At 66.0% G+C, this 21,361-nt stretch carries 17 protein-coding genes and 3 tRNA genes; 8 read left to right on the top strand and 12 right to left on the bottom strand.

What is annotated here, in order from left to right; translation table 11 throughout:
* Positions 1-2 precede the first annotated feature (2 nt).
* The 5 genes from U9J41_RS17845 to U9J41_RS17825 form a co-directional block, all read right to left on the bottom strand.
* A complete protein-coding gene (locus tag U9J41_RS17845) occupies positions 3-2,030 on the bottom strand; it encodes a TonB-dependent receptor plug domain-containing protein (RefSeq protein WP_322403511.1) in 2,028 nt (675 codons plus the stop codon).
* Positions 2,031-2,274: 244 nt separating this feature from the next.
* Positions 2,275-3,309 (bottom strand): sensor histidine kinase, encoded by a 1,035-nt coding sequence (locus U9J41_RS17840; RefSeq protein WP_322403510.1) that lies wholly within the window; start codon positions 3,307-3,309, stop codon positions 2,275-2,277.
* Positions 3,302-4,015 carry a response regulator transcription factor gene (locus U9J41_RS17835; protein ID WP_322403509.1) on the bottom strand — a complete coding sequence of 238 codons (714 nt, stop codon included), beginning with the start codon at positions 4,013-4,015 and terminating at the stop codon, positions 3,302-3,304. Before U9J41_RS17835 ends, U9J41_RS17840 begins: the two co-directional genes overlap by 8 nt.
* Before the next feature lie 14 nt (positions 4,016-4,029).
* On the bottom strand, positions 4,030-4,557 hold the full coding sequence (locus U9J41_RS17830) for a periplasmic heavy metal sensor (protein ID WP_322403508.1): 528 nt from the start codon (positions 4,555-4,557) through the stop codon (positions 4,030-4,032).
* 161 nt (positions 4,558-4,718) lie between these two features.
* Positions 4,719-4,794, bottom strand: a tRNA-Lys gene (locus U9J41_RS17825).
* Positions 4,795-4,964: 170 nt separating this feature from the next.
* On the opposite strand from U9J41_RS17825, the gene U9J41_RS17820 reads away from it, so the two are divergent.
* Together U9J41_RS17820 and U9J41_RS17815 are read left to right on the top strand one after the other, a co-directional pair.
* Complete coding sequence (locus tag U9J41_RS17820) at positions 4,965-5,930, top strand: sensor domain-containing diguanylate cyclase (RefSeq protein WP_322403507.1); 966 nt, start codon at positions 4,965-4,967, stop codon at positions 5,928-5,930.
* A gap of 294 nt (positions 5,931-6,224) precedes the next feature.
* Positions 6,225-6,662, top strand: coding sequence for a hypothetical protein (locus tag U9J41_RS17815; protein WP_322403506.1), 438 nt, complete (start codon positions 6,225-6,227; stop codon positions 6,660-6,662).
* Between the two features lie 58 nt (positions 6,663-6,720).
* On the opposite strand, the gene U9J41_RS17810 is transcribed toward U9J41_RS17815, so the two are convergent.
* Both U9J41_RS17810 and U9J41_RS17805 read right to left on the bottom strand, forming a co-directional pair.
* Positions 6,721-8,094, bottom strand: a complete 1,374-nt coding sequence (locus tag U9J41_RS17810; protein WP_322403505.1) for a hypothetical protein — start codon at positions 8,092-8,094, stop codon at positions 6,721-6,723.
* Positions 8,091-8,663 carry a TetR/AcrR family transcriptional regulator gene (locus tag U9J41_RS17805; RefSeq protein WP_322403504.1) on the bottom strand — a complete coding sequence of 191 codons (573 nt, stop codon included), beginning with the start codon at positions 8,661-8,663 and terminating at the stop codon, positions 8,091-8,093. Before U9J41_RS17805 ends, U9J41_RS17810 begins: the two co-directional genes overlap by 4 nt.
* 133 nt (positions 8,664-8,796) lie before the next feature.
* Here U9J41_RS17805 and U9J41_RS17800 point away from each other — a divergent pair, with 133 nt between their 5' ends.
* A complete protein-coding gene (locus U9J41_RS17800; RefSeq protein WP_322403503.1) occupies positions 8,797-11,514 on the top strand; it encodes a putative bifunctional diguanylate cyclase/phosphodiesterase in 2,718 nt (905 codons plus the stop codon).
* Positions 11,515-11,561: 47 nt separating this feature from the next.
* Here U9J41_RS17800 and U9J41_RS17795 read toward each other — a convergent pair.
* Positions 11,562-11,637: transfer RNA gene (locus tag U9J41_RS17795), tRNA-Lys, on the bottom strand.
* 462 nt (positions 11,638-12,099) lie between these two features.
* On the opposite strand from U9J41_RS17795, the gene U9J41_RS17790 reads away from it, so the two are divergent.
* Positions 12,100-13,683 carry a methyl-accepting chemotaxis protein gene (locus U9J41_RS17790; protein WP_322403502.1) on the top strand — a complete coding sequence of 528 codons (1,584 nt, stop codon included), beginning with the start codon at positions 12,100-12,102 and terminating at the stop codon, positions 13,681-13,683.
* A 73-nt stretch (positions 13,684-13,756) separates the two neighbouring features.
* Here the strand turns inward: U9J41_RS17790 and U9J41_RS17785 are convergent.
* The 4 genes from U9J41_RS17785 to U9J41_RS17770 all read right to left on the bottom strand — a co-directional run bounded on the left by U9J41_RS17785 (position 13,757) and on the right by U9J41_RS17770 (position 17,169).
* Positions 13,757-13,832, bottom strand: a tRNA-Lys gene (locus U9J41_RS17785).
* Positions 13,833-13,915: 83 nt separating this feature from the next.
* Entirely contained in the window at positions 13,916-15,688 is a 1,773-nt protein-coding gene (gene tfpB, locus U9J41_RS17780) for a type IV pilus assembly ATPase TfpB (RefSeq protein WP_322403501.1), read from the bottom strand.
* A 12-nt stretch (positions 15,689-15,700) separates the two neighbouring features.
* Positions 15,701-16,489 (bottom strand): spermine/spermidine synthase domain-containing protein, encoded by a 789-nt coding sequence (locus tag U9J41_RS17775; RefSeq protein WP_322403500.1) that lies wholly within the window; start codon positions 16,487-16,489, stop codon positions 15,701-15,703.
* Between the two features lie 158 nt (positions 16,490-16,647).
* The gene (locus tag U9J41_RS17770; protein WP_322403499.1) at positions 16,648-17,169 is read right to left on the bottom strand and encodes a glycine zipper 2TM domain-containing protein; all 522 of its coding nucleotides are present in this window, start codon (positions 17,167-17,169) and stop codon (positions 16,648-16,650) included.
* Between the two features lie 389 nt (positions 17,170-17,558).
* Between U9J41_RS17770 and U9J41_RS17765 the strand changes: the two genes are divergently transcribed.
* The 4 genes from U9J41_RS17765 to U9J41_RS17750 all read left to right on the top strand — a co-directional run bounded on the left by U9J41_RS17765 (position 17,559) and on the right by U9J41_RS17750 (position 21,359).
* Positions 17,559-18,008: a barstar family protein gene (locus tag U9J41_RS17765; RefSeq protein ID WP_322403498.1), complete on the top strand. Its 450-nt coding sequence runs from the start codon at positions 17,559-17,561 to the stop codon at positions 18,006-18,008.
* A gap of 75 nt (positions 18,009-18,083) precedes the next feature.
* On the top strand, positions 18,084-18,695 hold the full coding sequence (purN, locus tag U9J41_RS17760) for a phosphoribosylglycinamide formyltransferase (RefSeq protein WP_322403497.1): 612 nt from the start codon (positions 18,084-18,086) through the stop codon (positions 18,693-18,695).
* A gap of 18 nt (positions 18,696-18,713) precedes the next feature.
* The gene (locus tag U9J41_RS17755) at positions 18,714-20,012 is read left to right on the top strand and encodes an RsmB/NOP family class I SAM-dependent RNA methyltransferase (RefSeq protein ID WP_322403496.1); all 1,299 of its coding nucleotides are present in this window, start codon (positions 18,714-18,716) and stop codon (positions 20,010-20,012) included.
* A 9-nt stretch (positions 20,013-20,021) separates the two neighbouring features.
* Entirely contained in the window at positions 20,022-21,359 is a 1,338-nt protein-coding gene (locus U9J41_RS17750) for a mechanosensitive ion channel family protein (protein ID WP_322403495.1), read from the top strand.
* Positions 21,360-21,361: the final 2 nt, after the last annotated feature.

The raw sequence follows: 21,361 nt of genomic DNA, 5'->3' as shown, positions 1-21,361 counted from the left end.
CGTCAGAACCTGACCGTCGCCATGAGGCGCCAGCTGCGTCCGTCCTGCCCGATGGCGTCCAGCCGGCGCGGCGGCGTGCCGTTGTCGTAGTGTTCCTCGCTCGCGGAGTCGGCATAGCGCTTGGCGAACGCATTGAGCACGCCGGCGGACAGCTCGACGTGCGTGCCCGGCACGGTGCCCACGAGGTTCAGGTCGACGACGCCGAACCCCCCGACCTCGCCGCCCTGGACCGTGCGGCGCCGGCTCGTGAAGCGGTACGCCGCGTTCGCGCGCAGGTGGTCGCCGAACGGCGGCAATGCGTAGTCCAGCTTGAACAACCGGCGCGGCGAGTTGGGCAGCCATGCCCCGTTCGCGTCGTTGCGCGCCGATTGCACGTTCGCGCTGCCCTTGAGCGCGCTGCCGTCCTCGCGCAGCCATTCCGCCTCCAGTTCGATGCCCGTGGCGCGCGCCGCGTCGATGTTCGAGAAGAACAGGAATCCATCCGCGGGGTCGGCGGCCAGCGCCAGCATGTCGCGCATGCGGTACTGGAAGACGGAGGCGGTGGCGCGGAAGCGATCGGTCGGGAAGTATTCGGCGACCAGTTCATAGGTCTTGATGTGCTCCGAGCGCAGCGCCGGATTCGTCTTGTAGCCGAAGGTGTAGTAGCGCTCGTAGGCGTTGGCGGAGCGGAAGGCCGTGCCGTACAGCGCCTTGAGCGTCATCTGGCGCGCCGTCTTGTAGAGCAGGGCCACGCGCGGGTTCGTCGTGGCGCCGCCTTCCGAATCGACGTCGCGCCGCACGCCCGTATTCAGGATGACGCTCTGGCCCAGCCGCATCTCGTCCTGCAGGTAGACGGCGGCCTGGCGCTTCGGATGGGCCACGTCGAGGTTGAGGTGGTACGGATCGAGGTCGTAGTTCGCCATCTGGCGCTTGCTGTCGCGGGTATATTCCGCGCCGGCGATGAGCTTGTGGCCGGACAGGGCGCTGCTGATGGCGCGCACCTCCGCGCCGCTGCTGAGGCTTGCGGCCGTATCGATGCTGCGCGTCGGTCCCTGGGACGCCGGCTCGGTGACGTTGACGCTCGAGTAGCGGTAGCGCGCGACGCTCACGCCGGCGAACAGGTCGAGCGTCTCCGAGACTTTGCTGCGCCAGGACAGGGCGGCCCCGGCGTATTCGTCCAGCGTCCACGGGCGCGGATCGTTGAACTGCTGGCCGTAGGACGCGGTCGGAATGCCTTTCGTGCGGCTGCCGAAATAGGCCTCGGCGACGATGCCGCCCGCGCCCAGCTTGGCGAACAGCCGGTGGTAGCGGTCGTAGTCGAGACCCACGGCGACGCCATGGTTGCTGGCCGCGTCGTCGAATTCGGGAAAGTACAGGTCGCGCCCCGCGCTGTCGTACGCCGAGGCGCTCAGCAGCAGCTCGGTGCCGCCCGGCGTCCCGCCGCCGTGCACGATGCGCGCTTCGCGGCCCGCGCCCGAGAACCGGCCCGCGCTCGCCAATGTCCCATGGACGGCCGCGCCGCTTTTCGTGATCACGTTCACCACGCCGAAAAAGGCACTGCTGCCGTAGATCGCGGAGCCGGGGCCGGGCACGAACTCGACGCGGTCGATCAGGTCCAGGTCGACGGGGAATTCGGTGCCGATGGCGCCCTGGTCGTAGACGACGTCGTTCAGGCGCCGCCCATCGATCAGGATCAGCAGGCGCGTATTCAGGTCGCCCGGATTGCCCAGGCCGCGCATGTTCGCATAGTTGTAGTTGCGGTCGTAGGACACCGTCATGCCGGGCACGCTTTGCAGGACCTCGGTGAGTGTGCGGTAGCCGCGCTGGCGGATGTCCTCGGCCGTGATCACCGACACGGACGACGGCGCCTCGCTGATCTTTTGCGGAATCTTCGACGCCGTGACGACATCCAGGTTGAGCAATTGTTCTAGAGGTAAGGCGTTCAGATCCGGACCTTGCTGCGCCAGTGCACCGGCCTGGAGCCCGGCGGCCAGCAGGCCGAGTGCGCGCGACAGGTGACGAGAGCGGGGCGTTACCTTGATCGACGACATAGAAGGTCCTTGACGAGAAGCAGCTTGCCTGGCGGCGCGGGACGGACGCACAGAATTGTTACGGGCAAGCTGTCTTGCGTTAACAGAGCGCCCGAGCCGCCTAGTGTAAGGACGTGCTCGGGAGCATTTGTTGACAAGAACCAATTAAGTGTCGGTCGAAACGGATTCGGTAAGGTTCGAGCGGCGGGATTGTTGGAGAGGAAGGGCCTTCCGGCCGCCTGGCGCAACGCAAAAGAAAGGCAATTCAGCGCACTTGCGGCAGCGTCACCCGGAAGCAGCAGCCGCCCGCGCCGTTCGGCAGGCATTGCGCGTCGCCGCCGTGGTGGCGTGCGATCTGGCGCACCAGCGCCAGGCCGAGGCCGGCGCCGCCGGCCGTCTCGCTCGCGCCGGCAACCCGGTAGAACGGTTCGAAGACGCGTTCGCGCTCGGCCTCCGGGATTCCGGGGCCGCCGTCGCACACGTCGAGCCGGAGCGCTGCCGGGCCGGCCGCGGCGAGCCGCACCTCGACCATTGATCCGGCGCCGTAACGCACCGCATTCTCGACGAGGTTGCGCACCATGCGGCGCAGCAGCTTCGGCTCGCCCATCATGCCGTGGGCGCCGGCCTGCAGCGTCGCGCCGACGCGCGCGCATTCCTCGGCCACGAGGCCGGTCAGGTCGACTTCCTCGGGCGGCGGCGTGGCGGTGCCGACGGCATCGAGGCGGCTGGCGAGCAACACCTCGTCGATCAGCTGGTCCAGTTCGGCGACGTTGCGCCGCAGCTCCGCCTGAATCGCGGGCGCCGCCTGCCCGGCCATCAATTCGGCGGCCATGCGGATGCGCGCGAGCGGCGAGCGCAATTCGTGCGAGGCGTTGGCCAGCAGCGACTTCTGCGCGCCGACCAGCGCCTCGATGCGCGCCGCCGCGCCGTTGAAGCTGGCGGCAAGGCGTGCCACCTCGTCCTCGCCTTCCACCGCCACGCGCGTCGCCAGCTGCCCGTCGCCCCATGCTTCCACGCTGCGTTGCAGCCGTTCGAGGCGGCGTGTCAGCCGGCGCACGACAGGGTAGGCGCCCGCCGCGACGACCAGCGCGATCGCGACGAGCAGCACGACGAAGCCCATCGGATGCATGCGCCGGCCGACGATCGCCAGGCCCGCGCGGACCGGATCGAAACGCAGGTGCGCGAGGCCGAACAACACGGCGGCCGTCAGCAGGCTGGCCAGCAAGGCGACGTAGAAGCGCACGAACAGGCGCTGTCCGGGCGCCACGCGCATGGCCGGCCCCCGCGTGGCGTCAGGCATCGTGCACCTTGGCGAACACATAGCCGACGCCGCGGACGGTGATGATGCGGCGCGGCTGCTTGACGTCGTCCTCGATGGCGGCGCGCAGGCGGCCGATGTGGACGTCGATCGAGCGGTCGAACGGATCGAATGCCTCGCCCTTGACCGCGTCGAGGAGCTGCTCGCGCGACAGCACGCGGCCCGCCCGCTCGGCCAGCGCGACCAGCAGGTCGAACTGGTAGGCGGTCAGCGCACGCGCGTCGCCGTCGAGCCGCGCGACACGCGCACCGAGGTCGATGTCGAGACGGCCGAAGCGCAGCACCCGCGCCTCGGGATCGGCCGCCAGCGGCGGGCGGCGCAGCACGGCGCGCAGCCGCGCCAGCAGTTCGCGCGGCTCGAACGGTTTCGGCAGGTAATCGTCGGCCCCGATTTCGAGGCCGACGACGCGGTCGAACGGATCGCCTTTCGCCGTCAGCATCATGATCGGGACGGCGCGCAGCGGCGCGGCGAGCGTACGGATCCGGCGGCAGACGTCGAGGCCGTCGGCATCCGGCAGCATCAGGTCGAGCAGGACCAGCGCGATGGCGTCGCCGTCGTGCTCGAGCGTGGCGATGCCCGCCTGGGCGCTGGCGGCATGCCGCACCTCGAAACCATGCGGCGCGAGGTACGTTGCGACCATGCCGGCCAGGCGCTCGTCGTCTTCGATCATCAGGACTTGCTGGACCATGCGGGCATCATACCTCACTGCATATGGGCCTTCAGGTGCTCGGCGAACTTCACCCGCTGCTCGGGCGTGAGCACGTCGGCGGCGTCTTCCGCGGCGGCCAGCGCGCGCCGGCTCATGAGGTCCATCCGCTGCATCTGTTCGGCGCGCAGCTGTTCGAGCGCGGCGCGGTCGATCACCGCCGCCGTCAGGAGCGCATGCGCGCGGGCGTGCGCCTGGCGGAACTGTTCGTGCATCGGCCGCAGGTCGGCCATGGCGGCCTTGGCGATCGCCGCCACCCGTGCCTTCTGGTCCGGGCTCGCATCGGCCGCGAACTGCTCGACCATCTTGTCGATATGCGCGTCCATGGCGGCCGGGTCCATCGCCATGAGCGCGCCGTGCCCGCCATGGCCGTGGTGGCCGGGCAGGGCCGGGAGGCCGTTGGCCAGGCTGACGCCGGCCGCGCCGGCCGCCACGGCGAGCGCGGCGGCGACCAGCCAGCGCCGCCCGGGGCGCGCTGCGGGAACGGTGGTGTTGCCGGGCTTGCTGTCGTCGTGGATGTTCATCGGGAGCCTTTCTGTAAGTGGAGGTTCCCACTTTGAGGCTGCCGGTTTGCGGATATGTGTGCGGCGCGTAAAGATTTGTAAAGCGGATTTGTAAAGCCGGCCTGGTGCGCGGAAACGCAAAAAGCCCACGCACCGAAATGCGTGGGCTTCCTGGTAATTCATGGTAGGCCGTGCGGGGCTCGAACCTGCGACCAACGGATTAAAAGTCCGCTGCTCTACCAACTGAGCTAACGACCCGACGGGCAGCATTATAGCGGATCGCCGGCCGGCGGCCAAGTGCTTTCGTGAAAACGGGCAACAACTGCCGCGATGCGCGAACAAATGCCGGGCGTGCGCGGCCTGCCGAAATCCCGCCATCGCGGTTGAATTACGGTATGATCAGTTGATTTTCAGATACTAAAAATGCCGTGATCCCGATCGACTCCGATACCGCCAACGACCTGTCCCTGCGCGCCCTGAATCTCGTCAACAGCGGGATCATCGTGCTCGACGTCCACCACAAGATCGTGCTCTGGAACGGCTGGATGGTGCCGCGTTCCGCCCGCGCCGCCGCGCGCGTGCGCGAGCGCCCGCTGGTCGAGGTGTTCCCCGAACTGCGCGGTTCGCGCGTCGAAGCGGCCGTGCTGGCGGCGCTGACCGATGGCGCGAGCACGGTCATCCCGCAGACGGAAAGCCGGGCCCCTTTCCCGCTGCGCGAGGCGGGCAGCTTCGACGGGCCGCGCATCGAACAGGCCGTCACGGTGACGCCGTTCCGCGACGGCGAGCAGCGCTACTGCATGATCGAGATCCGCGACGTCAGCGGTACGGTCGAACGCGAAAAGCGCCTGCTCGACCACGCCGAATCGCTGCGCGCCCGGTCCTACGTCGACGGCCTCACCGGCATCGCCAACCGCCGCTACTTCGACGTCGCGCTGGATCGCGAACTGCGCCGCGCGCAACGCATGAAGGGTGAGTTGTCGCTGCTGCTGATCGACATCGATTCCTTCAAGGCCTACAACGACCATTTCGGCCACCAGCAGGGCGACACCTGCCTGTCCACCGTGGCCCAGGCACTCGCTTCCAAGCTGAAGCGCCCGGCCGACGTGGCGGCGCGCTATGGCGGCGAGGAATTCGCGGCGATCCTGCCCGACACCTCGCTCGAGCAGGCCAGGCTGCACGCGAACGCGATCCGCGAACACGTGGCCGGACTGGCGCTGCAGCACGCGGCGGCGGCCCATTGGCCGATGGTCACGCTGAGCATCGGTGTCGCTAGCTTTGATCGCGAACGCCTGCACGAGGTTCCCGCACTGATCGAGGCCGCCGACAAGGCCTTGTATGCGGCCAAGCACGGCGGCCGTAACCGCGTCGTGGTAGATGGGGATCCGTCCGCCTGAGCCTCATTCGGCATGCAGCGCGAACATGCATATGCCGTTGCCGCGCCGCGCATAGCGATACGGGAAGCGCCCCGTCGCAGCGGGATGCGTGTCATTTCGCATCGATCTGATTCGTGATGAATCGAGACTGTTTCGTGATGCGGCATCTATAGGCCTTGTGGGTCGTGGCCGCCGCCCTAGACTGAGGTTGCCGCTGCCGGCAAGGCCCGCACCGCGGCTCCCGGAAGGCCAGACACCGAGCTTCCTTGCTCGGTGCATGTCCCGTTCGCCCATTCCGTTTCACAAGGAGCGATCATGCGTCCTCTCTCTCTAGCACTTTCCGCATCCCTGCTGTTGCTGGCGCCCGGCGCCGGCGCGCAGTCGGGGACCTATCCCGTCAACGACGACATGCCGATTTCCCGCGTGGAGGTGACGGCCCAGCCAGCTACCGCGTTCCGCATCTGGGATTACCAGGCCGAGGCTGTCAGCGGCGCCTATGCATTGTCGAACGGCTGGCGCCTGAAGGTACAGCCGGCACGCGACGGCCTCGTCGCGCAGATCGACAAGCAGCATCCGATGCACCTCATCGCGCAGTCGCCGGACCGGTTCGTCTCGCGCGACGGCAACGTGATCATGGAATTCAACCGCGGCGACACCCGCGAGGACATGATGATGAGCTATGTGCCGAGCGACGTCACCGATCCGCATCTGGCGCAGATCATCGTGGTGACGGCGACGATGGCGCAGCGCTGAAGGCCGTACGCGCGCCGGGAAGCGACGACGCCGGCCTCGCGCCGGCGTCGTCGTTGGATCAGGCGCGCAGCGTCCCGCGCTTGCGCCGCCACACCAGCAGCGCCAGCAAGCCCAGCCACACCGCCACCATGACCTGCGCGAACACATCGCCGATGCGGCTGTAGACCGTGCCGCCACGGCCCGTCGGCAGGTCGCCGACCAGCATGCCCGGGCCGCGGACCGTGCGCCGTTCGGCCACGATGCGTCCGTGCGCATCGCTCAGTGTCATCAATCCCTGCGAGGCCGAGCGGGCCAGCGCGAAACCGTTCTCGACGCCGCGCACCACCGCCATCCGGCCGTGCAGATACGCGTCGCGGTCGAAATCCCATGCGGGCACGAGCATGAGGCCGACGTCGCGTTGGCCGTACCGGCGCAGGTCCGGCGCGAAGTCCATGTCCTTGCAGATGGCGATGCCGGCCTGCAGTCCGCCGATGCGCGTGACCAGTTCGGCGTGCCCCGGCACGTATTCCGCCTCCAGGCCCGGCACCATGCGCTTCTTCAGATACGTCCGGACCGGCGCATCGGCGCCATACAGCGCGGCGATGTTCAGCCGCCGGCCTTGCGGCGCGGGGACGTCGAGACCGGCGACGACGACGCTGCCCGGCGGCGCGGTCAGGCCCGTACCGGTCGCCAGGATTTTTTCCGGCACGACGATCGCCGCCGGTGAGTGGGCCGCGGCCGCGGCGACCTGGCCCGTGAACGCGGCGGCGATCTCCGGACCCGCTTCGGGATGGTCGAACACGCGCCCGGCGTAGCGGTCGTCGCTCAGCAGGGCGATGCGCAAGGCTGGTCCGGACGGTTGTGCCAGGTACCAGAACCCGTACAGCAATGCCGCGAGCACTGGCATCGTCCAGGCCAGCGCCGCCGCCGCATCGCGCGGCTTGACGCGGAGGACGGCCAGTCCCGCCGGGATCACGGCCGCGAGAAAGCTGAGGCCGGCGACGCCGGCAAGCGCGGCCGTTTGCAGCAGCGGCACGACGTCGACGAGCGCATAGCCGAGTGCGCCGAAACTGCCGTTCGGCGACACGTCGCCACGCAGATAGTCCACGGCCGCCGTCATGATCGCAAACCCGAGGACGGCGACGGCTGCCGGAAAGCGTCGATACAGTGCCCGCATGAAGAGGACGGTGAGCATGAACAGCAGTGCCTGATACACCTCCAGCGCGTAGACCAGCGGCAGGACGCGGCCATAGAACCACATCGGTCCGGTCTCGGCCATCAGCCCGGCCACGAACGCCAGGCCGGCGACGTGCCACGCCTTGGGCGCGCGCAAGGCATGGACCAGCAGCGGTACGGGCGCGACGAGCACCAGCCAGCCGAACTGTCCCGTGTCGTGGCTCACCGCCAGCATTGCGCCCGACAGAAGTGCGGCAACGATGCCCCATGATGTCATTGCCCGTCTCCCTTGAGATAGATGCGCGCCGCGGAGCGCAGGCACAGTGCCGTGAACGCCGGCCGCGACAGGTTGAATCGGCCGGAGCGGTGCAAGGCCACGAGCCCCTGCAGCACGCCCCAGGTCGCCATCGCCAGTTCCAGTGGCGGCCCGGCCCGCACCAGTCCCGCCGCCTGTCCCTCGGCGAGGCGCTGCGCGAAGCCGCCGATGACGGGCGAACGCCCGGCCTCGAAATCGTCCGGATAGATGCGTTCGGCGCGCGTTTTCAGCACGAAGGCGGCATCGAACAACGCCGGTTCGTCCAGCGCGAAATCGACGAATGCCGTCGCGATGGCTTCGAATCCGGCCGGCAGCGGGAGGTCGCCGAGCGCCTGGACCCGGCGCTGCCACCGGTCGAGCGCGTGCGCGCCCACGGCCTGCAGCAGGGCGGCCTTGTCGGCGAAATGGCGGTACACCGCCATGGGCGTGATCCCCGCCTTCTGGCCGACGGCGCGCAAACTCAAACCATCCAGTCCGTGGGCTTCGAGTTCGCTGATGGCAATCGCCAGGATGCGTTCTTTGGTCGTCATGTATACACCGTATACCAAAAATGATCGTGACGCAAGCAGGCTTTTGGGGGGCACCGTATGTGCGCACATTGAATTTTTCCCGGACCGGCTGTACTTTCGGATGGAAGGGCCGTCGGACTAATAGGGGCGAGCAATGTATCGCAAACTATTGACGTACTTGCGAGCACGCGTCGCGACAGCGCGCCACGCGCGCGCCGGGGGGCTTGCGTTCTGGCGGCAGCATATCTGGCGCCTGCTCGCCTGGCCGATGGGCGCGCTGGTCGTGCTGGGGCTCGGCTGGATCGTCCTGTTCCAGCAACTGGAGGTCGAGCGCAGGCAGCTCGAATTCAAGACGCTGCAGGATGCGCAGATCCTCGCCAACGGCTACGCCGAGCGGCTCGGGCGCGAGATCGACACGATCGAGCAGACCGCCCGGTTCGTGAAATACGACTGGGAGTCGAGGCAGGGCGACGTCCACCTCGGCTATGCGGACGAGCAGGGATTGCTGCTCCATTCGTCGCGCCTGGTCGTGGCGCTGATCGATGCCGAGGGCAGGGTGCTGACGTCCAGTGCGCCGACGACGATGTCGCCGGCCGCGGCCGCGTACATCCTGCCCCGGGTGCAAAGCGGCATGCCGGTCAATTTTTTCGTGGACAACGTGGCGATCGAGGGAGGCGGCGGGCCCCGGCACCGGTTGCTCTTCGCGTGGGAATTGTCGGACCGGGACGGCAGGTTCGCGGCCGCGGTCGTCGTCGCGGTCGATCCCGCGTACTTCACGATGGGCGATGCGGAGCCGGTCTTCCGCCAGGACGGCCTGCTGGCCATCGTCGGCGACGACGGGCTGACGCGGGCGCTGCGCTCGGAGGGCCCAGCGGGCACCACCCGCCGGCCGGCGTTCGTCCATGCGCCGGCGCTGGGGATGGCGGCCGGCAGTGCGCTGGTCGATGGACCGGCGTGGTTCGGTGACGGCCGGCCCCGCTTCGTCGGCTGGGCACATATCGATCGGCGCGGCGTCAGCGCGGTGGTGGGACTCGACTACGAGACCATCCTCGCCCCCTGGCATGCGATGCGCCGCGCGTGGACGAACAGCGCATTGCTGGGCACGGTGACGATCATGTTGTTCGCGCTGCTCGCGATGACCAATTCGCTGCGCCTGGCGCGCCGCGACCGCGAACTGCGCGTGATCCGCGAGACGTACCGGATGGCCACCGAGGCCAGCAACGAGGGCTTCTACATGCTGCGCCCCCAATGGGACGAATGGGGCGCGATCGAGGACTTCGAAGTGATCGATTGCAACCGGCGCGCCGCGGAACTGGTGGCGCGCGAGCGCCGGGACCTGATCGGCAAGACAGTCACCGCCCTGTATGAAGGCGACACCAGGGAAACGCGCATGGACAGCCTGCGGCGTGCGATGGAAAGCGGCTACAACGAGGTGACGCTGGGACGCCCGCAGGAACACTTTCCGGCGAAGTGGGTGCACCTCAAAATGTTCCGCTACGGCGACAACCTGGCCGTCTCGGCCCGCGACGTCACGGAAGAACGCGCGCACGCGGAAGAGCTGCTACGACGCAGCAACGAAGACCCGCTGACGCGCCTGCCCAACCGCTACTGGGTCGAAGGCCACCTGCGCGAGGCCATTGCCCGGGCCGAGCGGGAGCACACCATGTTTGCCCTGCTGTTCATCGACCTGGACGGCTTCAAGGCGATCAACGATACCTGGGGCCATGCCGCCGGCGACGAGCTGCTGCGCACGGCCGCGCTCCGGCTCAAGGAGGCCGTCCGTCCGCACGACTGCGTGACCCGGTTCGGCGGCGACGAGTTCGTGGTCGTGATCGAACACGTCACCGACGCCTTCGACGCGGCCCAGGCGAGCGAGCGCATCCAGCGCGTCTTCCGCCGGACCATCCGCATGTCCTACGGTGAGTATGTGCTCGGCGCCTCGATCGGCATCAGCCTGTTCCCGACCGACGGCACGGAGCCGCGCACGCTGTTGCAGAACGCGGACGTCGCGATGTATTCGGCGAAGACGAACGGGCGCGGCAGCTATCGCTTCTTCGACGGCAAGTTCCACGACCAGTTGAAGGCGCGCCTCGAACGCATCCGCGAACTGCGCCATGCGCTGGCGGACGACCAGTTCGTCATGTACTACGAGCCGCGCGTCGACCTCGCGGACGGCTCGATCACGAGCCTGGAGGCGCTCGTGCGCTGGATCCATCCGACGCGGGGCGTCGTCTCGCCGGCCGAGTTCGTTCCGCTCGTCGAAGAGACCGGACTGGTGCTCAAGCTCGGCGACCTCGTGATCGACAAGGTCTGTGCCCAGCTGGCGCTGTGGGCGAAGAACGGCGACAAGCTGGTGCCCGTATCGATCAATATCTCGCCGCGCCAGTTCAACGATACCGACGTCGCGCAGACGCTGCGCCGGGCGCTGGCGCTCCATGCGGTCGACCCGCGCCTGGTCGAGGTCGAGCTGACCGAGTCGTCGGTGATGAACGAGACGGCTTCCGTCGTGGGCGCGATCCAGGCGATCCGCCAGATCGGGATCAAGGTGCTGCTGGACGATTTCGGCACCGGTTATTCGTCGCTGTCGCAGCTGTACAAGCTGAATTTCGACGGCCTCAAGATCGACCGCGCTTTCATCGTCCAGCTCGGCAAGACGGAGGGTGGGATCGTGATCGTCAGGGCAATCGTCACGATGGCGCGCGCGCTCGCGATGCGGGTGGTGGCGGAAGGCGTCGAAACGATGGAACAGGTCGACATGCTGCGCGCGCTGGATTGCGACGAGATCCAGGGCTACCTGGTTTCGAAGGCGATGCCGCCGGCGGCGTTGCAGCCGGTGGCGCGCAATTTCGTGTTGATGGAGGCGGACGGCTAGAACGCAAAAAGCCCACGCACCGAAATGCGTGGGCTTCCTGGTAATTCTGGTAGGCCGTGCGGGGCTCGAACCTGCGACCAACGGATTAAAAGTCCGCTGCTCTACCAACTGAGCTAACGACCCGAAGAAGGCACGCATTATAGCGGCTCGGACGCCGTTCGCTAAGCGTTTTCTTGCGAATACAACACATCTCGCGCGATCAGCCGACTTCGTCGCGGCATCGTCGTCAGCGTTTCGGCGGACGAACGGACGGGGTCGCGGCGGAGATCGCCAGGCTGCTCAGGACAAAGGCGGCGGCAAACGTGGCGGCAAAGAGGGTCGACAGAGTACGCATGATGGCTCCTGGCGGTGGCGGATGAGAAATCCAGTTTCCGCATTGATGCGACCAAGTATAGGTAGCAAAGGCGCGTATTTGGTTGCTGTAATGCAACCTAGGGTTCGCGAGGGAAAATAAAGCGCCGTTGAGCGGGGCGTGTTGTGCTGGTGCAACTGAAAAGCAACTGAAAAGCAACTGAACGCACGGACCTTCAATAATTGACTTCGGGCAAGTACATAATATTGGCTTCAACTCGCCCGGAGACATCGATGCACTGGTTCCACCACCTCAAGATTACCAACAAGTTACTGGTCGCATTCGTCCCCGTGGTTGCGATGACTTGTGTGATGGGTATATTTTCAATTGTCCAACTGGTCAAGGTCGGCAATTCATCCACCGAGATCGCCAAAAACTGGATGCCCGCGACCCGCCACATCGGCGAGGTGCAGACCTCGCTGGCGCGCTTCCGGATTTCGGAAGCCACCCACATCCTGCAGGAAGGCGAAGCCGAGATGACGGCCGCCGACAAGGCGCTGGCGACCCGGCGCGACATCATGCGCAAGCAGCAGGAAGCGCTGGCCGCCCTGGTGTCGGACCCCGAGGAAAAGCGCATTTATGCGGCGTTCCAGCAGGATCTGGATGCCTACATGGCGGAAAGCGCCAAGCTGACCGCGCTTTCGCATGCGGGCAACAAGGACGAGGCACGCGGACTGTTCAAGGGCGCCTCCAACAAGATCTATCGCAAGATCAACGACGAATTCGAAGCGCTGTCCAGGCACAACGATAACGGCAGCGCCGCTTCCGAGCAGGCCGCCGAGCAGATTTTCAATATGTCGCGTAAGCTCATTATCGGCGCGCTGCTGCTGTCGGTCGGCGTCGGCCTGCTGTTGGCGATGTGGGTGGCGCGCATCGTGGCGAGGCCGTTGAACGAAGCGATCAGCGTGGCGCAGCGGGTCGCGAGCGGCGACCTGACGGCCGATATCGAGGTCGGCAGCCGCGATGAAACCGGTATGGTCATGAGCTCCCTGCGCGACATGAACCAGAGCCTGGCGCACGTGGTCGGCCAGGTACGCAGTTCGACCGATGCGATCGCCACGGCATCGGCGCAAATCGCCAGCGGCAACATGGATCTGTCGGCCCGTACCGAGGGGCAAGCCAGTTCGCTGGAAGAAACGGCGTCCGCCATGGAAGCGCTGACGGCCACCGTGCGCCAGAACGCGGACAATGCGCGCCTCGCCAATCAGCTGGCGCAGTCGGCATCCAGCGTCGCGGCCGATGGCGGCAAGGTCGTGGGCGATGTGATCACGACCATGGAGGCGATCAATGGCGCGTCGCGCAAGATCGTCGATATCATCAGTGTCATCGACGGCATCGCATTCCAGACCAATATCCTGGCCTTGAACGCGGCGGTGGAAGCCGCGCGCGCCGGCGAACAGGGACGTGGATTCGCGGTCGTCGCATCGGAAGTGCGGAGCCTGGCGCAGCGCAGCGCCACCGCGGCCAAGGAGATCAAGCATCTGATCGAAGATTCGGTCCGGCAGATGGATTCCGGCACGGTGCTGGTGCAGCGGGCCGGCAATACCATGGAGCAGATCGTGGACAGCGTGCGCCATGTGAGCGACGTGGTGGGGGAGATCTCGGCGTCGAGCGTCGAGCAGCGTTCCGGTATCGAAGAAATCAACAAGGCCATCGTCCAAATCGACGAGACCACCCAGCGGAACGCCGCCCTGGTCGAGGAAGCTGCCGCCGCGGCCGGCGCGTTGCAGGAACAGGCGGCGCAACTGGCGACGGTGGTGGCGCGGTTTCGCCTGGCCGATATGCCGCGCCGGCGCGGGCTGCTGCAATCGGCATGATCGGATACCGGCGGCCCAAAGCCGCCGGAAAACAAAAACGCCAGCCCGAAGGCTGGCGTTTTCGTTGAATCTCTGGTAGGCCGTGCGGGGCTCGAACCTGCGACCAACGGATTAAAAGTCCGCTGCTCTACCAACTGAGCTAACGACCCGAAGAAGGCACGTATTATAGCGGGCCGATTTGATTTGCGCCAGAGGTAACGTAAATCGGGTGAGCGCTACGCCACGGCAGCGCCTAATGCGCTACCGTGGATTTCAGCACTTCCTCGGCCGTCGTCACGCCCTCGGCGACCTTGTAGGCGCCGGCGATGCGCAGCGGCTTCATGCCGTCGGCCACGCTTTGCTGGCGCAGCGCGGCCAGGTCCGTCCGTTCCTGCAGGAGTTGGGAGAACGCCTCGGTCACGGTGACGAGTTCGTACAGGCCGGTGCGGCCGCGAAAGCCCGTCTGGCGGCATTCCGGGCAGCCGATGGGACGGTAGACGGTGGCCGGCCTGGGCAGGTTCCAGGCGCCGCCCAGCGCGCTCCAGACTTCGTCGGAGAGATCGCCGTCCGGCGATTTGCAGTGCGGGCACAGCGTGCGCACGAGGCGCTGCGCCATGATGCCGATCAGGGTCGCTTCCAGCAGATAGTAGGGCACGCCCAGTTCCAGCAGGCGCATGACGGCCGACGGGGCGTCGTTCGTGTGCAGCGTGGACAGCACGAGGTGGCCGGTCAGCGCGGCCTGGATCGCCATTTCGGCCGTCTCCAGGTCGCGGATCTCGCCGACCATGATGATGTCCGGATCCTGGCGCATCAGCGCGCGCACGCCGTCGGCAAACGACAGGTCGATGCCGGGCTGCACCTGCATCTGGTTGAACGAGGCCTCGACCATCTCGATCGGGTCTTCCACCGTACACACATTGACTTCGCTCGTGGCGAGCGCTTTCAGGGTGGTGTACAAGGTCGTCGTCTTGCCCGAGCCGGTCGGGCCGGTGACGAGGATGATGCCGTGCGCGCGCCGCGTGAGCGCATCCCAGCGCGCCGCGTCGTCGGTCGGAAAACCCAGTTCCGGCAAGGTCTTGACGACGACTTCGGGGTCGAAGATACGCATCACGAGCTTTTCGCCGAACGCCGTCGGCATCGTCGACAGGCGCAGCTCGACTTCCTGGCCGTCGTTGGTGCGGGTCTTGATGCGGCCGTCCTGCGGGCGGCGCTTTTCGATCACGTCCATGCGGCCGAGCAGCTTGATGCGCGCCGTCATGGCGATCATCACGACGGCCGGCACCTGGTACACCTGGTGCAGCACGCCGTCGATGCGGAAGCGGACGACGCCCGCGTCGCGCTTGGGTTCCAGGTGGATGTCGGAGGCGCGCTGCTCGAACGCGTAGCCCCACAGCCAGTCGACGATGTTGACGATGTGCTGGTCGTTGGCGTCGACCTGCTTGTTCGTCTTGCCCAGTTCGACGAGTTGTTCGAAGTTGTTGCGCAGGGCGAGGTCCTGGCCGCTGGACTTGTTCGCGTCGCGGATGGATTTCGCGAGGCTGAAGAATTGCGAGATGTATTGCGCGATGTCGAGCGGATTCGCGATCACGAGCTCGATGCGCCGGCGCGAGATGCGCGCGATCTCGTCCTGCCATTCGGTGCGGAACGGATCGGCCGTGGCGACGACCAGCGTGCCCGGCCCCAGTTCCACCGGCAGGATATTGAAGCGCGCCGCATAGCTGGCCGACATCACGTCGGCAACCTTCGTGAAGTCGATCTTGAGCGGGTCGATGCGGAAGAAGGGCAGGCCGACCTTGCCCGCGCACCATTCGCTGAGCACGTCCAGCGTCAGCAGTTTATGGGGCGGCTTTGCCGAAACGATCTTGCACTGCGCGACCGCCGTGAGCGGATGCATCGACCCGACCGCGGTTTTGAGGATGCTTTGCGCCTGGGCGAAATGCGGCTTGACGGTCGACTTCTCGACGATGCCGTCGTTTAGCAACCAAGAAAAAATGGTCTGCAGGTCGAGTGCTTTCGGTTTCTGCATGGTGAGAGGACGCTAGTTTTTGCCGGCCGCCGCGATGCCCTTGACCCAGGACTTGGCCGGCAACCTGGTCGCAGTGACGATCTGCGCGGCGCGCGCGGCGAGGACGGCGGCGTCGAGGTCCGGTTTCGTCCTGAAGCACAGCGCGACGACGTTGCCTTCATGGACTTCGGGCAGGCAGATCACGTGCTTGAACGCGAAGCGCATCGCCTTGATGTTCTTCCCAAAACTCGGGTGGTCGCCGAACAGGTTGACGGTCATGATGCCGCGGTCCGTCAGGCAGGCGTTGCAGGCCAGGTAGAACTCGGGCGTGTCGAGCACGGGGCCGCGCGCCGTCGCGTCGTACAGGTCGCATTGCAGCACGTCGAGCGTCTCGTGGTTGGCCGCGTCGAGCACGAAGTCCATCGCGTCCATCTCGAGCACGCGCAGGCGCTCGTCTTCCGGCGGCAGCTTGAACATCGAGGCGCAGATCGCGATCACGGACGGATTCAGTTCGACGGCCGTCACCTGCGCTTGCGGGAACTGGCGGTAGCAGAATTTGGTCAAAGTCGCTGCACCGAGGCCGAGTTGGGCAATGGCCTGCGGCGCGTCGATGAAGAGCATCCAGGCCATCATCTGCTGGGCGTATTCGAGTTCCGGCCAGTCCGGCTTGCGGATGCGCATGGCGCCTTGCACCCATTCGGTACCGAAATGGAGGAAGCGCACACCGTCCTGCTCGGACAGGGTGACGGGCGCAAACCTGGGCTTGCGTGCGGGGCGGCGCGACGATTCGGCCTGTTCGATGGATTTGCGTTTGATGAGCATAGGATGAGCGAAGAGAACATCCTATTATCGGGGGAGGGGCATCACAGTGCAAGAAAGCACTGTGATGCCAGCGCAAGAAGCGCCTTGGATGGCAGCAGAAGCTGCGGAGGAAGCCGACGGCTCGGGGAAGGGGGGCGTCCCCCGCGCCGGAAGAAGTGTTACTGGTACTGGACCGGCTCGACCGAGACGCGCAGGCGCACGCGGTTGCCCGGATCCTGGTGCATGACGGTCGAGTAGGTGTGGCCGCGGTAATCGTAGGTCACGTCGTAGCCGTTGGTGCGCTCCTGGACGGAATCGACGGTGCGGCAGCGCTGCACGGCCTGTTCCTGCACTTGCGGGGCGTAATTGCGGCCGTTGTTGTCGACGTTGTCGCCGACCATGCCGCCGGCGATCGCGCCGGCCGCCGCGGCCGCCACCCTGCCGTTGCCGCCGCCGACCTGGCTGCCCAGCAGGGCGCCGGCGATGCCGCCGATGACCGTGCCGGCCTGGCTGCGCTGCTGCTGGACCGGGGCCTGGACATAGTCGGTACGGCATTCCTGGCGCGGCGTGCGCACCTGCTCGATGCGCGGCTGGACGCGCACCACGCGGCCGAAGTCTTCGAAATCGCCAGCCTGGGCTTGAGCCAGCGGCAGGGCGCACACGCCCAAGGCGGAAAGAATCAGTTTGGCTTTCAAGTTCATGTCATACCTCGTTCTGGTGGTGCTGCGGATCTGTTGGTCTTTTGGTCAAGGCGATTCGCCACACTTGAATCTTAGCGCCACTTGGTCTTCTATTACGATCCGTGTGGCAACAAAATGTAACAGCAGGTAGTCGCGTTAAACCCGCCGTTCAGAGGAGAAAAGCGTGGAAAAAGCGCCAACAATGGATGAAAAAACTCGTCTTTTTTTACAAATATGGCCGGCTCGTCCATATTCGGGTTGATTCGATTACCACAAAACGTTACCCTTAGGAGACTTAGGGTTTTATTGGCGCGTGGAAACGAGACCAGGAGAAAGCGAACAAGCCCGCCGCTTCCACAAACCACCGCGCGCTGGAGCAACAGAACCAGACTGGGTGACTTGAGGAAAAAATGAGTTTGTTGATGAGAGTTCCGCCGAATCTTGTGCAGTCCATCCGCGCTTACCGTGCCACGGAGCTGCAGAAGGAGGCGGTGCGCCTGGGTCATCACTTTCTCTACGCGCTGTGCACGAACGCGCTGACGAAGCAGCAGGTCTGCGCCCGCATCGGCGAGCAATTCTTTTTCCCCAAACCGTGCAGCAAGAATTTCGACGCGCTGCGCAACTGCCTCACCGAAGTCATTGCCGACGCCGGACCGCAACCCGGTTTCATTGCCGTGCTGGACCAATTGCCGAATACGCAAAAATTCGACAAGGAAGCGCGCGAAACCCTGCTCGACGTATTCCGCGACGCGGCCGAATTCTGGGCCGAGAAAAAAGTCCCGTTCCGCGTGTTTTATTCGTTCGAAGAGCCCCAATCGCTCCAATCCGTGGGTTGGGTCGGCGCGCGCCCGTTCGAATAACAAGCGTTGCGAGGCGGCCTGCCGCCATTCCCTTTCCTTGGGCCCACTCACCGGCTCGGGTTACAATGCGCGCTTATGAAAAATATCGTGATCCTTATTTCTGGCCGCGGCAGCAACATGGAAGCCATCGTGCGCGCGCAGCAGGCCGAAGCCTGGCCGGCCCGCATCGCCGCCGTGATCAGCAATAAGCCGGATGCCAAGGGCCTCGCATTTGCGCAGGCGCACGGCATTCCGACCGCCGTCGTCCCCAACAAGGAATTTTCGACCCGCGACGCGTTCGACGCCGCCCTGCGGGACACGATCGACCGGTTCGAACCGGATCTCGTCGTGCTGGCCGGCTTCATGCGCATCCTGACGGCGCCGTTCGTCGAGCACTACGCGGGCCGCATGCTGAATATCCATCCGTCGCTGCTGCCGCTGTTCCCCGGACTGCACACGCACCGGCAGGCGCTGGACGCGGGCGTGGAAGAGCACGGCGCAACCGTGCACTTCGTCACCGCCGAGCTGGACCACGGTCCGGCCGTGATCCAGGCCCGCATTCCCGTGCTGCCGGGCGACACGGAGGACAGCCTGGCCGACCGCCTGCTGGCCGAGGAACACGTCATTTATCCGCAAGCGGTGCGCCTGTTCATCGAAGACAGGCTCAGCATCGAAGGCGGCGAGGTCCGGATCGCCGCGACCCCCTGACTTTATTCAAGGAACACCATGAGATTGCCACCCGCGATACTCGGCAATGCTGAAGAGGTATTGCGCGAGATCCTACGCTTTATGTCCCCCGCCGACGTCACCCTGTCGCGCTATTTCAAGGATCATCCCCGCCTCGGCGGCCGTGAACGCGGCGCCATCGCCGAATGCGTCTATGCCGTGCTGCGCAACAAGTCCTTCTTCACCGATTTCGCCGGCACGGGCGCCACGATGCGCCGCCTCACGGTGCTGGGCATGGCGGAAGCCATCGGCGCCGACGCGCTGGGCGGCCTGACGGACGACGAAACGGCCCTGCTGACGCGGATCCAGGAGATCGACCGCAGCCTGCTGCCGCCGAAGAAACTGGCGAACCTGCCCGACTGGCTGTACGACAAGTTAGTCGCCCAGTACGGCGAGGAAGAGACCCAGGCCCTGGCCGCCGTGCTGAACACGCCGGCGCCGCTGGACCTGCGCGTGAATTCGCTGAAATCCGACCGCGACAAGGTCATCGCCGAACTGGCGACGGCCCCGATCATCGCCGAGCCGACCCCGTATTCCGCACTGGGCCTGCGCATCAGGAAAAAGCCGACGCTGCAGAACCTGCCGCTGTTCAAGGAAGGCGCGATCGAAGTGCAGGACGAGGGCAGCCAGGTGCTGGCCCAGCTGCTGGGCGCGCGCCGCGGCGAGATGGTCGTCGACTTTTGCGCCGGCGCCGGCGGCAAGACCCTGGCCATCGGCGCGATCATGCGCAGTACCGGTCGCCTGTACGCCTTCGACGTGTCGGAAAAGCGTTTGACGAAGCTGAAGCCGCGCCTGGCGCGCAGCGGGCTGTCGAACGTGCATCCGGTCGTCATCGCGCACGAGCGCGACGCCAAGGTCAAGCGCCTGGCCGGCAAGATCGACCGCGTGCTCGTCGACGCACCGTGCTCGGGCATGGGCACCCTGCGCCGCAATCCGGACGTCAAATGGCGCCAGCAGCCCGAGGGCATCGTCGAGCTGACGGAAAAGCAGGCGTCGATCCTGGACGGCGCCGCGCGCCTCGTGAAATTCGGCGGCCGCCTCGTCTACGCGACCTGCAGCCTGCTGGACGAAGAAAACGAGGGCATCGTGCAGGGTTTCCTCGCATCGCATCCGGATTTCGAACTGGTGCCGGTGAACAAGGTCCTGGCTGAACAGCGTATTCCGCTGGAGATGGGCGATTACCTCAAAATGCTGCCGCACAAGCATGGCACCGACGGCTTCTTTGCCGCCGTGCTGGAGCGCAAGGCCGCGCCGCCCAAGGCCGTCGCGGACGAGTCCGACGACACTGTCTCGGAGTAATAGGGGCCGATGCCGCTGACCAGCCTGATCGACGATCTGTTCGACGACCTGAGCCGCCCCGGCATGCCGTGGCAGATCGGGGCGATCGTCGGCTGCATCCTGTTCGGCTGGCTCAGCGCGCAACTGGTGCGCATGTGGTGGCGCCGCCGCCGCGGCGAGGACGGCAGCCTGCTGCACACGGGCGTGGAAAGTTTTACGCGCGTCGTGGCGCCGCTGCTCGTCGTCGGCCTGCTGTACCTGGCACAACTGCTGCTAACTAAAAGCCACTTCCACACGAACATCGTCAAAGTGGCGATCCCCGTGTTCTGGTCGCTGGCCGCGATCCGCCTCGTGTTCTACCTGCTGCGCCGCGTGTTCGCGCGCCGCGGTCAGCTTGGGCAGGCGCTCGTCACGTTCGAGAAGATCTTCGCGCTCGTCGCGTGGCTGGCCGTGGCGCTGTACATCACGGGGCTGTGGCCGGACATCTTCGATTTCCTCGACAGCTACAAGATCCAGTTCGGCCCCAAGAAATCGAACAGCGTGACCTTGGCCGACATCGTGCAGGCCATCGCCTCCGTCGTCGTGGCGGTGGTGCTCGCGCTGTGGGCCGGCGCGGCGCTGGAAGAGCGCCTGATGGGCGTGCATGCCCTGCACAGCTCGCTGCGTGTGGCGCTGGCGCGCCTGAGCCGGGCATTGTTGATCGTCTCCGCCGTGCTGCTGAGCCTGAATCTGGTCGGCATCGACCTCACCGTGCTGTCCGTGTTCGGCGGCGCGCTGGGCGTCGGTCTCGGTCTCGGTATGCAAAGGATCGCCAGCAACTACGTGTCCGGCTTCATCATCCTGCTCGAGCGCAGCCTGTCGATCGGCGACATGATCTCGGTCAGCACGTTCACCGGCAAAGTCACCCAGATCAACACGCGCTACACGGTGCTGCAGGGACTGGACGGCGTCGAGACCGTGTTGCCGAACGAATTATTGATTTCCGGCCCGGTGCAGAACCAGTCGCTGACGACGCGGCGCGTGCGCGCCTCGACCAAGGTCACGCTCGCGTACGGCTCGGACCTGGACCAGGCGATGCCGCTGCTGGTCGCGCAGGCGGTCGGCACGCCGCGCGTGCTGGCGGACCCGGCGCCCGGCATTTCGCTGTCGCGCTTCGGGCCGGACGGCTATGAGCTCGACCTGGGATTCTGGATCGCCGATCCGGAGAACGGGCATGGCGGTGTCGTTTCGGAAATTAATAAGAAGATCTATCTCCTGGTGCAGTCCGGTACCGTCAAATTGGGCTTTCCGTCCATTGATACCCGGCTCCTTGATTCCCATATAGCATCCGTTGTGGCGCGAATCACGCAGCCGGCGCAGAATTCATAGAC

Origin of the sequence: Massilia luteola, from assembly GCF_034420155.1 — a bacterium.
Lineage (GTDB): Bacteria > Pseudomonadota > Gammaproteobacteria > Burkholderiales > Burkholderiaceae_D > Telluria > Telluria luteola.
Note: the sequence above shows the minus strand (reverse complement) of the source record. Positions and strands in the feature narration are given on the sequence as shown.

Bases quoted from the DNA above. Each gene is read 5' to 3' on its own strand.
- U9J41_RS17845 (WP_322403511.1), bottom strand. From the start codon at position 2,030: ATGTCGTCGATCAAGGTAACGCCCCGCTCTCGTCACCTGTCGCGCGCA.
- U9J41_RS17840 (WP_322403510.1), bottom strand. From the start codon at position 3,309: ATGCCTGACGCCACGCGGGGGCCGGCCATGCGCGTGGCGCCCGGACAG.
- U9J41_RS17835 (WP_322403509.1), bottom strand. From the start codon at position 4,015: ATGGTCCAGCAAGTCCTGATGATCGAAGACGACGAGCGCCTGGCCGGC.
- U9J41_RS17830 (WP_322403508.1), bottom strand. From the start codon at position 4,557: ATGAACATCCACGACGACAGCAAGCCCGGCAACACCACCGTTCCCGCA.
- U9J41_RS17815 (WP_322403506.1), top strand. From the start codon at position 6,225: ATGCGTCCTCTCTCTCTAGCACTTTCCGCATCCCTGCTGTTGCTGGCG.
- U9J41_RS17810 (WP_322403505.1), bottom strand. From the start codon at position 8,094: ATGACATCATGGGGCATCGTTGCCGCACTTCTGTCGGGCGCAATGCTG.
- U9J41_RS17805 (WP_322403504.1), bottom strand. From the start codon at position 8,663: ATGACGACCAAAGAACGCATCCTGGCGATTGCCATCAGCGAACTCGAA.
- U9J41_RS17800 (WP_322403503.1), top strand. From the start codon at position 8,797: ATGTATCGCAAACTATTGACGTACTTGCGAGCACGCGTCGCGACAGCG.
- U9J41_RS17790 (WP_322403502.1), top strand. From the start codon at position 12,100: ATGCACTGGTTCCACCACCTCAAGATTACCAACAAGTTACTGGTCGCA.
- tfpB (WP_322403501.1), bottom strand. From the start codon at position 15,688: ATGCAGAAACCGAAAGCACTCGACCTGCAGACCATTTTTTCTTGGTTG.
- U9J41_RS17775 (WP_322403500.1), bottom strand. From the start codon at position 16,489: ATGCTCATCAAACGCAAATCCATCGAACAGGCCGAATCGTCGCGCCGC.
- U9J41_RS17770 (WP_322403499.1), bottom strand. From the start codon at position 17,169: ATGAACTTGAAAGCCAAACTGATTCTTTCCGCCTTGGGCGTGTGCGCC.
- U9J41_RS17765 (WP_322403498.1), top strand. From the start codon at position 17,559: ATGAGTTTGTTGATGAGAGTTCCGCCGAATCTTGTGCAGTCCATCCGC.
- purN (WP_322403497.1), top strand. From the start codon at position 18,084: ATGAAAAATATCGTGATCCTTATTTCTGGCCGCGGCAGCAACATGGAA.
- U9J41_RS17755 (WP_322403496.1), top strand. From the start codon at position 18,714: ATGAGATTGCCACCCGCGATACTCGGCAATGCTGAAGAGGTATTGCGC.
- U9J41_RS17750 (WP_322403495.1), top strand. From the start codon at position 20,022: ATGCCGCTGACCAGCCTGATCGACGATCTGTTCGACGACCTGAGCCGC.